At 65.2% G+C, this 13,000-nt stretch carries 12 protein-coding genes; 11 read left to right on the top strand and 1 reads right to left on the bottom strand.

Going from position 1 to position 13,000, the window contains the following annotated elements:
• Nucleotides 1–7: 7 nt before the first annotated feature.
• The 9 genes from AAFG13_RS14200 (at nt 8) to AAFG13_RS14160 (ending at nt 8,838) form a co-directional block, all read left to right on the top strand.
• A complete protein-coding gene (locus tag AAFG13_RS14200; RefSeq protein ID WP_342712375.1) occupies nt 8–1,522 on the top strand; it encodes a tripartite tricarboxylate transporter permease in 1,515 nt (504 codons plus the stop codon).
• 186 nt (nt 1,523–1,708) lie between these two features.
• Entirely contained in the window at nt 1,709–2,689 is a 981-nt protein-coding gene (locus AAFG13_RS14195) for a tripartite tricarboxylate transporter substrate-binding protein (protein WP_212310488.1), read from the top strand.
• Nucleotides 2,690–2,864: 175 nt separating this feature from the next.
• The gene (locus AAFG13_RS14190; RefSeq protein WP_050401897.1) at nt 2,865–3,659 is read left to right on the top strand and encodes a thymidylate synthase; all 795 of its coding nucleotides are present in this window, start codon (nt 2,865–2,867) and stop codon (nt 3,657–3,659) included.
• 8 nt (nt 3,660–3,667) lie between these two features.
• Nucleotides 3,668–4,153, top strand: a complete 486-nt coding sequence (locus tag AAFG13_RS14185; RefSeq protein ID WP_212310487.1) for a GNAT family N-acetyltransferase — start codon at nt 3,668–3,670, stop codon at nt 4,151–4,153.
• Nucleotides 4,153–4,665 (top strand): dihydrofolate reductase, encoded by a 513-nt coding sequence (locus tag AAFG13_RS14180; RefSeq protein ID WP_342712374.1) that lies wholly within the window; start codon nt 4,153–4,155, stop codon nt 4,663–4,665. Before AAFG13_RS14185 ends, AAFG13_RS14180 begins: the two co-directional genes overlap by 1 nt.
• Before the next feature lie 144 nt (nt 4,666–4,809).
• Nucleotides 4,810–5,952: an FtsH protease activity modulator HflK gene (gene hflK / locus AAFG13_RS14175; RefSeq protein WP_212310485.1), complete on the top strand. Its 1,143-nt coding sequence runs from the start codon at nt 4,810–4,812 to the stop codon at nt 5,950–5,952.
• On the top strand, nt 5,949–6,848 hold the full coding sequence (gene hflC / locus AAFG13_RS14170) for a protease modulator HflC (RefSeq protein WP_212310484.1): 900 nt from the start codon (nt 5,949–5,951) through the stop codon (nt 6,846–6,848). The genes hflK and hflC overlap by 4 nt, the downstream gene beginning before the upstream one ends.
• 106 nt (nt 6,849–6,954) lie before the next feature.
• Nucleotides 6,955–7,155, top strand: a complete 201-nt coding sequence (locus tag AAFG13_RS14165) for a DUF2065 domain-containing protein (RefSeq protein WP_092115850.1) — start codon at nt 6,955–6,957, stop codon at nt 7,153–7,155.
• 186 nt (nt 7,156–7,341) lie between these two features.
• Nucleotides 7,342–8,838, top strand: coding sequence for a Do family serine endopeptidase (locus AAFG13_RS14160; protein ID WP_212310483.1), 1,497 nt, complete (start codon nt 7,342–7,344; stop codon nt 8,836–8,838).
• A gap of 159 nt (nt 8,839–8,997) precedes the next feature.
• Here the strand turns inward: AAFG13_RS14160 and serB are convergent, their stop codons facing one another.
• Complete coding sequence (serB, locus tag AAFG13_RS14155; RefSeq protein WP_212310482.1) at nt 8,998–9,903, bottom strand: phosphoserine phosphatase SerB; 906 nt, start codon at nt 9,901–9,903, stop codon at nt 8,998–9,000.
• Between serB and miaA the strand changes: the two genes are divergently transcribed.
• The gene (gene miaA / locus AAFG13_RS14150) at nt 9,902–10,831 is read left to right on the top strand and encodes a tRNA (adenosine(37)-N6)-dimethylallyltransferase MiaA (protein ID WP_342712373.1); all 930 of its coding nucleotides are present in this window, start codon (nt 9,902–9,904) and stop codon (nt 10,829–10,831) included. The two genes, serB and miaA, sit on opposite strands and share 2 nt — an antisense overlap.
• A gap of 391 nt (nt 10,832–11,222) precedes the next feature.
• The gene (locus AAFG13_RS14145) at nt 11,223–12,998 is read left to right on the top strand and encodes an acetolactate synthase 3 large subunit (RefSeq protein ID WP_212310480.1); all 1,776 of its coding nucleotides are present in this window, start codon (nt 11,223–11,225) and stop codon (nt 12,996–12,998) included.
• The last annotated feature ends 2 nt before the right edge of the window (nt 12,999–13,000 follow it).

Raw genomic sequence — 13,000 nt, 5'->3', positions numbered from 1 at the left:
CGGCGCAATGGAACTGTTCGCCAATCTCGCCCACGGTTTTGCCGTTGCGCTTTCGCCGATCAATCTTCTGATGTGCCTGATCGGCGCTCTGGTCGGTACGCTGGTCGGCGTGCTGCCGGGCATCGGCACCATCGCCACCGTCGCCATGCTGCTGCCGATCACCTTCGGCCTGCCGCCGGTCGGCGCGTTGATCATGCTCGCCGGCATCTATTACGGTGCGCAATATGGCGGCTCGACTACCTCGATCCTGGTCAATATTCCGGGCGAGGCGACTTCGGTGGTCACCGCGCTCGACGGCCACCAGATGGCAAGACAGGGCCGCGCCGGCCCGGCGCTCGCGATCGCCGCGATCGGCTCGTTCTTCGCCGGTTGCGTCGCGACCGTGCTGATCGCCGTGCTCGGCGCGCCGCTGACCAAGCTCGCGCTGGCGTTCGGCCCGGCCGAATATTTCTCGCTGATGGTGCTCGGCCTGATCTTCGCGGTGGTGCTCGCCAAGGGCTCGGTGCTGAAGGCGATCGCGATGATCGTGTTCGGCCTGCTGCTTTCGATGGTTGGCTCCGACATCGAGACCGGCGCCTCGCGCATGGCCTTCAACATCCCCGAGCTTGCCGACGGCCTCGGCTTCGCGACGGTGGCGATGGGCGTGTTCGGCTTCGCGGAGATCATCCGCAATCTCGACGCCGGCGCCGAGATGAGCCGCGATCTGGTGCAGCAGAAGATCACTGGTCTGATGCCGACCAGGAAGGACCTGATGGATTCCACGCCGGCAATCGTGCGCGGTACCATCCTGGGCTCGATCCTTGGCATCCTGCCGGGCGGCGGCGCCGTGATCGCGTCGTTTGCCGCATATACGTTGGAGAAGAAGATTGCCAAGGATCCGTCGCGGTTCGGCCGCGGCGCGATCGAGGGCGTGGCGTCACCGGAAAGCGCCAACAACGCCGCGGCGCAGACCTCGTTCATCCCGTTGCTCACGCTCGGCATCCCGCCGAATGCGGTAATGGCGCTGATGGTCGGCGCGATGACCATTCATGGCATCGTGCCGGGTCCGCAGGTGATGGTGAAGCAGCCAGACCTGGTCTGGGGCATGATCGCCTCGATGTGGATCGGCAACCTGATGCTGATCATCATCAACCTGCCGCTGGTCGGCATCTGGGTCCGTCTGCTGCGCGTGCCGTACCGGCTGATGTTCCCCTCGATCGTGATCTTCTGCGCGATCGGCATCTACTCGGTGAACAACGCGCCGGTCGACGTCGTGCTCGCAGGCGCGTTCGGTCTGGTCGGCTACTGGCTGATCAAGCACGATTTCGAGCCGGCACCGCTGCTGCTCGGCATGGTGCTCGGCCCGCTGATGGAAGAGAATCTGCGCCGTGCGCTCCTGATCTCGCGCGGCGACTGGAGCGTATTCCTGTCGCGGCCGCTGTCGGCTGTGCTGCTGGCGATCGCGGCGGGACTCCTGGTGCTCGCCGTGCTGCCGACCTTGCGTGCGAAGCGCGACGAAGTGTTCGTGGAGTCCGAGGGCTAGAGCATGATCCGGAAAAGTGCGAAGCGGTTTTCCGGATAGTCATGCTCAAACAGGGAGCGCCGGCCCTGCGTCGGCGCGCCGCAGGCGGAAGTCGAATCGACACTCGATGTCGTCTCATGAAATGAAAATGCCGGCCGATTTGGCCGGCATTTTTATTTGGTCAAAACGTTCCCGGGAGGAATTGAGATGATGTCCATTCGCTCGCTTGCGGGCGCATGCCTTTCGGCATTTGCCGCGCTGGGCGCATTCGCCGTGCCGGCCTCCGCGCAAAACTATCCGACGCGCACCATCACCATGATCGTGCCGTTCGCGGCCGGCGGTCCGACCGACGTCATCTCGCGCATCGTCACCGCGCACATGGCGCAGACGCTCGGACAGAGCATCGTCATCGAGAACGTGGTCGGTGCCGGCGGCACCACGGCGACGACGCGTGCCGCGCGCGCCGCCAATGACGGCTACACGCTGGTCACCGGACATATGGGCACGCACGCGGCTTCCGTGCCGCTCTATCCGAAGCTCGCCTATCACCCGGAAAAGGATTTCGAACCCGTCGCGCTGCTCGCGGGCACGCCGATCCTGATCCTTGCCCGCAAGGATTTCCCGCCGAAGGATTTGAAGGAATTCGTCGCCTACGTGAAGGCCAATGTCGAGAAGGTCAACGCCGCGCATGCCGGCATCGGTTCGGTCTCGCATGCCTCCTGCGAGCTGCTGAACTCGATCCTCGACGTCAAGCCGGTCGGCGTGCCGTTCAACGGCACCGGCCCTGCGATGAACGCGCTGGTCGCCGGCCAGGTCGATTACATGTGCGACCAGATCGTCAACGCGGTGCCGCAGATCAACGCCGGCACCATCAAGGCCTATGCGGTTGCCACCCCCGAGCGCAATCCGTCGCTGCCCAATGTCCCGACCACGGCAGAGGCCGGCCTGCCGGCGTTCCAGGCCCAGGCCTGGAACGCGATCTTCGCGCCGAAGGGAACTTCGCCCGCGATCATCGCCACGCTGAACGCGGCGGCCATCAAGGCGCTCGACGATGAAAACGTGCGCAAGCGCCTGCTCGAGCTCGGTAGCGTGATCCCGGCGTCCGCCAACCGCACGCCGGAGGCGCTCGCGACCCTCGTCAAGAATGAGATCGCGAAGTGGACCCCGGTGCTTAAGCCGGCCAGTTAAGCCAGCGCGATCAACTGGATAGGGGAGGGGCGGGACGCGAGTTCCGCCCTTGTCGTTTGGCGCGAGAGTGTTCATTTTTCAGGGTATAATCGCTGCATCCAGCCGAATCGGCGTGTCGACCGATCGCCCCGGCCGCTAAATTGCCGCTCCGCCCAGAGAGCCCGAAACAGACGCCATGAACCAGTATCACGACCTGCTCGAACGCATCCTCGCCGACGGCGCCGAGAAGCACGACCGCACCGGCACCGGCACGCTGTCGATCTTCGGCCACCAGATGCGCTTCAACCTCTCGGCCGGCTTTCCGATGCTGACCACCAAGCGGTTGCCGCTGAAGGCGATCGTGCACGAGCTGCTCTGGTTCCTCGCCGGCGACACCAACATCAAATATCTCAACGACAATGGCGTCACGATCTGGGACGAATGGGCCGACGCCAATGGCGATCTCGGCCCGGTCTACGGCTCGCAATGGCGGTCGTGGCCGGCGCCTGATGGCCGCAGCATCGACCAGATCACGAACGTGATCGAGATGATCAAGCGCAATCCGGACTCGCGGCGGCTGATCGTCAGCGCCTGGAATCCGGCCGAGGTCGACAAGATGGCGCTGCCGCCGTGCCACTGCCTGTTCCAGTTCTATGTCGCGAACGGCAAATTGTCCTGCCAGCTCTATCAGCGCTCCGGCGACGTCTTCCTCGGCGTGCCCTTCAACATCGCCTCCTACGCGCTGCTGACCATGATGGTCGCGCAGGTCACCGGGCTCAAGCCCGGCGATTTCGTGCACTCGCTCGGCGACGCACATCTCTACTCGAACCACCTCGAGCAGGCGCGGCTGCAATTGACGCGGCCGACGCGGCCGTTGCCGACGATGGCGATCAATCCCGACGTGAAGGATATCTTCGCGTTCCGCTACGAGGACTTCAAACTCGAGGGTTACGACCCGCATCCGCACATCAAGGCTGAAGTCGCGGTCTGAGGGATTGCATGTCGCTGACCATCCGCCGCGCGCGGCCCGATGAGGCTGGACTGGTGTTCTCGCTGGTCCGCGAGCTCGCCGACTACGAAAAGCTCCTGCACGAGGTGCACGCCAGCGAGGCTGACATCGCTGACGCGCTGTTCGGAACGAACCCGCGGCTTACTTGCGACATCGCCGAATGGAACGGCGAGCCGGCCGGCTTCGCGGTCTGGTTCGTCAACTTCTCGACCTTCGCCGGCCGCCACGGCATCTATCTCGAGGACCTCTTCGTCCGCCCGGCACTGCGCGGCAAGGGCATCGGCAAGGCGCTCCTGGTGCATCTGGCGAAGCAATGCCTCGCCAATGGCTGGTCGCGCCTGCAATGGGCTGTGCTCGACTGGAACGCACCGTCGATCGCCTTCTACAAGTCGCTCGGCGCCGAGATGATGGACGAGTGGACGATTTGCCGCGTCTCCGGCGAGGCGCTGTCGGCGCTCGCGGAAGGAGCGCGCTGATGGAGATCGTGCTCGTCGTTGCGGTCGCCGAGAACGGCGTGATCGGAAATGCCAACGCAATTCCGTGGCGGCTGAAGACCGATCAGCAGCGCTTCAAGGCCATCACCATCAACCGGCCCGTCGTGATGGGGCGCAAGACGTTCGAATCCCTGCGCAGGCCGCTGCCGGGCCGCACCAATATCGTGGTGACGCGCGATGCGAACTATCGCGCGCGCAGCGCGATCGTCACGTCGTCGTTCGAAAACGCCCGCGCAATTGCGCTTGGTGACGCGCTGCGGCGTTTCGCCACTGAAATTGCCGTCATCGGTGGTGCGGAGATCTATGCGCAATGGATGGGCACGGCTGACCGGCTGGAGATCACCGAGGTTCACGCCCGGCCGGACGGCGATACACGGTTCGACATAATCGACGCAAAGGAGTGGGACGAGGTCGCGCGCGTGCGAAATCCGGCCGGTCCGGACGACAGCGCCGACTTCTCCTATGTGACATATCGTCGGCGCGGCCGGGGTTAACCAATGTTTGCATTGACAATTGTGGCCCGGCGCATAGCTCGTCCGGCCAGGAAGCTTGCGTTGTAAGGGCCTGAGCGGTCCCCTATAACCGGGCCGGACATTCGAGGCCGGGCGTCCCGTCCGGACTTGTCGAGGAGACGTTTGATGCCGTGGAAAAATCAAGGCGGGGGGCCGTGGGGCTCGGGTCCGAAAGGGCCATGGGGCACAGGTCCGCAGTCGGCCGGGCCAAGGCCGCCGGATCTTGAGGATCTGCTGCGGCGCGGCCAGGACCGGCTGCAGCAGTGGCTGCCCGGCGGTCATTTCAGCGGCATGGGCATCGCGCTGGTGCTGGTCGCCGCGCTGGCGATCTGGTTCGCCACCGGGATCTTCCGCGTCCAGTCCGAAGAGCTCGGCGTCGTGCTGCGCTTCGGCAAATACGTCCGCGATGCGCAGCCGGGCCTGCGCTATCACCTGCCGTATCCGATCGAGACGGTGCTGCTGCCGAAGGCGCTGCGCGTCAACACGATCTCGATCGGCATGACCCTGATCGACGATCCCGCACGGCGCGGCCGCACCATGCGCGACGTGCCGGAAGAGAGCCTGATGCTGACCGGCGACGAGAACATCGTCGACGTCGACTTCACCGTGCTGTGGCGGATCAAGCCGGGCGGGGCCGGCGCCTATTTGTTCAACATCCAGAATCCCGAAGGCACCGTGAAGGCGGTCGCCGAAAGCGCGATGCGTGAGGTGATCGGGCGCTCGCAGATCCAGCCGATCCTGACCGGGGCGCGCAACGTCACCGAGCAGAACGTCCAGGAGCTGATGCAGAAGACGCTCGACAACTACAGCGCGGGCATCCAGATCACCCAGGTGCAGATGCAGAAGGTCGATCCGCCGGCGCAGGTGATCGACGCATTCCGCGACGTGCAGGCGGCGCGCTCCGACCTCGAGCGCAAGCAGAACGAGGCGCAGACCTACGCCAACCGGATCGTGCCGGAAGCGCGTGGTCGGTCCGCGCAGATCCTGCAGGCCGCCGAGGGCTACAAGGAGCAGGCGGTCGCCGAGGCCAAGGGCCAGAGCGCACGCTTCCTGAAAGTCTATGATGAATACAAGAAGGCACCCGAAGTGACGCGCGAGCGCATCTATCTCGAGACCATGGAACGCGTGCTCGGTAGCTCCGAGAAGCTGGTCTATGACGGCGGCCAGGGCCAGAACATCGTGCCCTATCTTCCGCTCGGCGAACTGACGCCGCGGCGTCCGGCAGCAGCGCCGGCCACGACCGGCCAGCAGCAGGGAGCCACCCGATGAGGTCCCCTGTCACCGGCATTGTGTCCCTGATCGTCCTCTTCATCGTGCTCGCCGTCGGCTACAGCTCGATGTTCACCGTGCAGCAGACCGAGCAGACCATCGTGCTTCGGTTCGGCGAGCCGGTTGAGGTCGTCACCGATCCCGGCCTGCACTTCAAGGCGCCGTGGAATTCGGTGATCAACGTCGACAAGCGCATCCTCGATCTCGAAAACCCGTCGCAGGAGGTGATCGCCTCCGACCAGAAGCGGCTGGTGGTCGACGCCTTCGCGCGCTATCGCATCAAGAATGCGCTGCGCTACTACACCAGCGTCGGCTCTATCCAGGCCGCCAATCTGCAGCTGACGACGCTGCTCAACGCGGCGCTGCGCCGCGTGCTCGGCGAGGTCACCTTCATCACGGTGGTGCGTGACGAGCGCGAGAAGCTGATGGCACGGATTCGCGAGCAGCTCGACAAGGAGGCCGACGGCTACGGCATCGAGGTCGTCGACGTCCGGATCCGCCGCGCCGACCTGCCGGAGCAGAACAGCCAGGCGGTGTACGACCGGATGAAGTCCGAGCGTCAGCGCGAAGCGGCCGAGTTCCGTGCCCAGGGCGACCAGAAGGCGCAGGAGATCCGCTCCAAGGCCGACCGCGAAGCAACGGTGATTGTCGCCGAGGCGAACTCGACCGCGGAGCAAACCCGCGGTGCGGGCGATGCCGAGCGCAACCGCCTGTTCGCCGAGGCCTATGGCAAGGACAAGGACTTCTTCGCGTTCTATCGCTCGATGACGGCCTATGAGAACAGTCTGCGCTCCGGCGACACGCGTTTCCTGTTGCGGCCGGACTCGGAATTCTTCAGATACTTCGGCAATGCGAACGGCAAGGCGCCTGAGGCGGCCGCCGCGCCGAAACAGTAACGTCACGACGAACACCACGACTTAAGTATCAAGACTTGGCGGCGATGCGGACACCGCGTCGCCGCCACTCAACAACAATAAGCATCGAGCGGGAGGCTGCCATCCGATGAAGTCCATAGCGTTCGGCGACTTCCTCATCGGGTTGGGAATCCTGTTCGTGCTCGAAGGTATCCTGTTTGCGGCAAGCCCCGCCTGGATGCGCCGGGCGATGAAGAGCGCGCTGGCCACGCCCGATAACATCCTGCGCATCGTCGGCATCGGTTCGGCGGTTGCGGGACTGATCCTGATCTGGCTGGTGCGGCGCTGATCATTGCCTGTTCCAGTGCGCAGATCGCGCCAGAATGAACATAATCGTGAGCCTCTCGCAGCCGGTTTTTCGCCGAAATGCCCGGGTGAGATGCTTGCGCCATATGCCCGTTCGGGCGCACTCTGTGATCACGGGCGCATACTGCGACCAGCTAATTTGAACCCGCTTGCCTGGAGAAACTCCGACATGATCGCTGCCAGACCAGCCCTGACCCGTCGCCTCCGCATGATGGGAGCTGCGATCTCGATCGGTGCTGCGAGCATGCTGAGCTCCGTGCCGGCGTTCGCACGCGGCCCCGAGGGTATCGCCGACATCGCCGAGAAGGTGATCGACGCCGTCGTCAACATCTCGACGTCGCAGACGATCGAGGCCAAGGACCGGACGATGCCGCAATTGCCGCCCGGCTCGCCGTTCGAGGAGTTCTTCGACGATTTCTTCAAGAACCGCCGCGGCCCGCCCGGCAAGGGCGGCGACAAGAGCGGCGAGTTCCAGCCGCGCAAGACCAACTCGCTCGGCTCGGGCTTCATCGTCGACACCGCGGGTATCGTCGTCACCAACAACCACGTCATCGCCGACGCCGACGAGATCAACGTCATCCTCAACGACGGCACCAAGATCAAGGCCGAGCTGGTCGGCGTCGACAAGAAGACCGACCTCGCGGTCCTCAAGTTCAAGCCGCCGAAGCCGCTCACCGCGGTCAAGTTCGGCGACAGCGACAAGATCCGCCTCGGCGACTGGGTGGTCGCGATCGGCAACCCGTTCAGCCTCGGCGGCACCGTGACTGCCGGCATCGTCTCGGCGAAGAACCGCGACATCAGCCAGGGCCCGTATGACAGCTACATCCAGACCGACGCCGCCATCAACCGCGGCAATTCCGGCGGTCCGCTGTTCAACCTCGAAGGCGAGGTGATCGGCGTCAACACGCTGATCATCTCCCCGACCGGCGGCTCGATCGGTCTCGGTTTCGCCGTGCCGTCGAAGACGGTGGCCGGCGTCGTCGACCAGCTGCAGAAGTTCGGCGAGTTGCGCCGCGGCTGGCTCGGCGTTCGCATCCAGCAGGTCACCGACGAGATCGCCGACAGCCTCAACATCAAACCGGCGCGCGGCGCGCTGGTTGCCGGCGTCGACGACAAGGGGCCGGCCAAGCCGGCCGGCATCGAGCCGGGCGACGTCGTCGTCAAGTTCGACGGCAAGGACGTCAAGGATCCGAAGGATCTGTCGCGCATCGTCGCCGATACCGCGGTCGGCAAGGAAGTCGACGTCGTCGTCATCCGCAAGGGCAATGAAGAGACCCGCAAGGTCACGCTCGGCCGGCTCGAGGACAACGACAAGGTTCAGCAGGCCAACGCCAAGCCCAAGGACGACACCGCCGAGAAACCGGTGACCCAGAAGGCGCTCGGTCTCGACCTGGCCGCGCTGAGCAAGGATCTGCGCACCAAGTACAAGATCAAGGACAGCGTGAAGGGCGTTATCGTCACCGGCGTCGACAGCAACTCCGATGCTGCCGAGAAGCGTCTGTCGGCCGGCGACGTCATCGTCGAGGTGGCGCAGGAGGCGGTGTCCAGCGCCGCCGACATCAAGAAGCGTCTCGATCAGCTGAAGAAGGACGGCAAGAAGTCCGTACTGCTGCTGGTCTCGAACGGCGACGGCGAACTGCGCTTCGTCGCGCTCGGTGTGCAGTAGAGGCGCGCGCTCACGCCTCACCCGTCACTGTCATCCCCCGCGAAAGCGGGGGATCCAGTACGCCGCGGTCGTTCTTGTTGAGGAAGTGGGCAACGGCTTTTCCAGGTAACTTGCGTCGGTGGTTATGGGTCCCGGCCTGCGCCGGGACGACACCGTAGACTACCCCTCGACGAATTCATCCCGCCGATAGCCCTGCGCATACAACAGCGCGGTGAGGTCGCCGTGATCGATCCGCGCCGCCGCGGCGGCTGCGACCGCGGGCTTGGCGTGATAGGCGACGCCGAGACCCGCGGCCTGGATCATGCCGAGATCGTTGGCGCCGTCGCCCGTGACCAGCGTGTCGATGTCGTCGAGGTCGAAGGATTCGGTCAGCTCGACCAGGGTGGCAAGCTTGGTCGCGCGGCCGAGGATCGGCTCGACCACTTCGCCGGTCAGCTTGCCGTCCGCGACCTGCAACTGGTTGGCGCGGTTCTCCTGGAAGCCGATCTTCTCCGCGACCACCGTGGTGAACAGGGTGAAGCCGCCGGAGATCAGGCAGGTATGGGCGCCGTGCGCGCGCATCGTCATGACCAGCGCGCGGCCGCCCGGCGTCGGCGTGATGCGCTTCTCCAGCACCTCGTCGACGACGCCGACCGGCAGGCCCTTGAGCAGCGCCACCCGCTCGCGCAGCGCCGATTCGAACTCGATCTCGCCGCGCATCGCGCGCTCGGTGATGGCGGCGACATGGGCTTTCAGCCCGGCGAAATCGGCGAGCTCGTCGATGCATTCCTGGCCGATCATGGTCGAATCCATGTCGGCCAGAAAAAGCTTCTTGCGCCGGCCGAGCCGAGGCTGCACGACAATGTCGATCGGCAGGTCGCCGCGGGCCTGGCGCAGCCGCTCCTCGATGGCCTTGATCTCGTCTCTGCTGGCGTCCTGACGCTCGAACGGAATGTCGACGGCGACTTCGTTGAACAGCCACTGCGCCGGGCCCGGTGAGGGCAGCACGGCCCGCGCACCGTCGACGATGGTGGAGTCGAGCGCGGGGCTTGCAGGATTGCAGATCAGCGTGGCAACGAGGGACATGCAGGCGCATTCAGGATTGTTGGACAAGGCAGTGCTTATCGCAGGGCCGACCGCCAGCGGCAAGTCGGCGCTGGCGCTCGAGCTTGCGCAGCGGACCGGCGGGGTCGTGATCAACACCGACTCCATGCAGGTCTATCGCGACCTCCGGATCATCACCGCGCGGCCGACCACTGCCGAGGAGGCACAGGTTCCGCACAGGCTCTATGGCCATGTCGACGCCGGCGTGAATTTCTCCGCCGGTGCCTGGGTGACTGACGCGGCCAGGATGCTCGGCGAGGCCCGGGCGGACAAACGCCTGCCGATCTTCATCGGCGGCTCGGGCCTGTATTTCAAGGCACTGACGCGCGGTCTGTCGGCGGTGCCGCAGATCCCCGCCGATGTGCGCGACAGCGTACGCGCAAGGCTGGAGCAGCACGGCGTCGAGGCGCTGCATGCCGAGCTTGCGGCACGCGATCCGGTGTCCGGCGAACGGCTGAAGCCGCGCGACCGCACCCGCATCGCGCGGGCGCTCGAAGTCGTCGAGGCCACCGGCCGCCCGCTGCCGGACTGGCATCGCGATGGCCTGCCGCCGCTGTTGCCGCCGGGCCAATTCCACGCGCTGTTTCTGGCGCCGGAGCGCGAGCGGCTCTATGCGCGGATCGATGCGCGGTTCGGCGCGATGCTCGATGCCGGCGCGCTCGACGAGGTCGCGGCGCTGGCAGCTCGCGGGCTCGATCCGCTGCTGCCGGCCATGAAGGCTCATGGCGTCCCGGCGCTGATCCGGCACCTCAAGGGGGAGATCAGCCGTGAGGAGGCCGCCGAGATCGGCCGGGCCGACACCCGCCACTACGCCAAGCGCCAGTTCACCTGGTTTCGCCACCAGCTCCCGGAATTCGAATGGGTCGCGCCCGAGGCGGCGAAGGGGTGGCTGGAGGCGCAAATCCCGTAGCCCCGTTGGCCCCCATCCGGGCTACGGCCTCTCGGACTGCGGCGCCGCCGCGCGCCCGTCTGCCATGCGCGTTGCGCCGCGCAAAAACACTCGCCGAACGGCTGGAACCCCGTTACACTTCAAAAATCGCGAAACTGCTTGCCTTGCCTTGACATTCGGGCTTTGGCCGCTATGTTCGCGCAACCTTTGGGAAGACTGGGTCACCTCGTGCGCAACATTATTACCAAACTGCTTATCGCCGTCGTACCCAGGCACACCGCCGGGGATGGCTAGCGGCCATCCAAATTCGGGCGGTGTGCATGGGGCCTCTGGGGCCCCTTTTTATTGCCCGAAACAGAACTGACGAGAACTGACAAAAGCCGCGCAAAAACAAGCGCATCCGGAGCGAACCATGACCGACAAGAGCCACGATCCCAATCAGATGACCGGCGCCGCGATGATCGTGCGCGCGCTCATCGATCACGGGGTGCAGCATGTCTTCGGCTATCCCGGCGGTGCGGTGCTTCCGATCTACGACGAGATTTTCCAGCAGAGCGAAGTCGAGCACATCCTGGTCCGCCACGAGCAGGGCGCCGGTCATGCCGCCGAAGGCTATGCCCGCTCGACTGGCAAGCCCGGCGTTGTGCTGGTGACGTCGGGGCCCGGCGCCACCAACATGGTGACGCCGCTGACCGACGCGCTGATGGACTCGATCCCGCTGGTCTGCATCACCGGCCAGGTGCCGACCCATCTGATCGGCAATGACGCCTTCCAGGAATGCGACACGGTCGGCATCACGCGGCCCGCCACCAAGCACAACTGGCTGGTGCGCGACGTCAACGACCTTGCCAGGGTGCTGCACGAAGCCTTCTATGTCGCGACCACCGGCCGCCCCGGTCCGGTGCTGGTCGACGTGCCGAAGGACGTGCAGTTCGCGACCGGCACCTATCATCCGCCGCGCAAGTCGGACGTTCACATCTCCTACACGCCGCGCGTCAAGGGCGATGCGACCCAGATCCGCAAGGCGGTGGCGCTGCTCGCCAATGCCAAACGTCCGGTGATCTATTCCGGCGGCGGCGTGATCAATTCCGGTCCCGAGGCCTCGCAACTGCTGCGTCAGCTGGTGGAGGCGACCGGCTTTCCGATCACTTCGACCCTGATGGGACTGGGCGCCTATCCGGCGTCGGGGCCGAACTGGCTCGGCATGCTCGGCATGCACGGCACCTACGAAGCCAACATGACCATGCATGATTGCGACGTCATGCTGTGCGTCGGCGCGCGCTTCGACGACCGCATCACCGGCCGCGTCGATGCGTTCTCGCCGGGCTCGAAGAAGATTCACATCGATATCGACCCGTCCTCGATCAACAAGAACATCCGCGTCGACGTGCCGATCATCGGCGACGCCGGCAATGTGCTCGGCGACCTGCTGCAGGTGTTCAAGGCGGAGGCCAAGAAGCCCGACATCAAGGCGTGGTGGCAGCAGATCGCGCAATGGCGCGCGCGCAACTCGCTGTCCTACCGCAAGAACAACGATATCATCCTGCCGCAATACGCGATCCAGCGGCTGTTCGAGCTGACCCGCGGCAAGGACACCTACATCACGACCGAAGTCGGTCAGCACCAGATGTGGGCCGCGCAGTTCTTCGGCTTCGAGGAGCCGCACCGCTGGATGACATCAGGCGGTCTCGGCACCATGGGCTACGGCCTGCCGGCCGCGGTCGGCGTGCAGGTGGCGCATCCGGACAGCCTGGTGATCGACATCGCCGGCGACGCCTCGGTGCAGATGACGATCCAGGAGATGTCGACCGCGGTTCAGTTCGAGCTGCCGATCAAGATCTTCATCCTGAACAACCAGTACATGGGCATGGTGCGGCAGTGGCAGCAGCTGCTGCACGGCAACCGCCTGTCGCATTCGTACTCCGAAGCGCTGCCGGACTTCGTCAAGCTCGCCGAAGCCTATGGCTGCGTCGGCCTGCAGGCGACCAAGCCGTCCGATCTCGACGGCGCGATCAAGGAGATGATCTCGATCAAACGCCCGGTGCTGTTCGACTGCCGCGTCGCCGCGCTGGAGAACTGCTTCCCGATGATCCCGTCGGGCAAGGCGCACAACGAGATGCTGCTGCCGGAAGAAGCAACCGATGAGGCCACCGCGAAGGCCTTCGCCGGCGGCAAGGCGCTGGTGTGAGG

Source organism: Bradyrhizobium sp. B124, assembly GCF_038967635.1.
Taxonomy (GTDB): Bacteria; Pseudomonadota; Alphaproteobacteria; order Rhizobiales; family Xanthobacteraceae; genus Bradyrhizobium.
The sequence above is the reverse complement of the archived record's forward strand: the minus strand, read 5'-3'. Positions and strand labels throughout refer to the sequence as shown.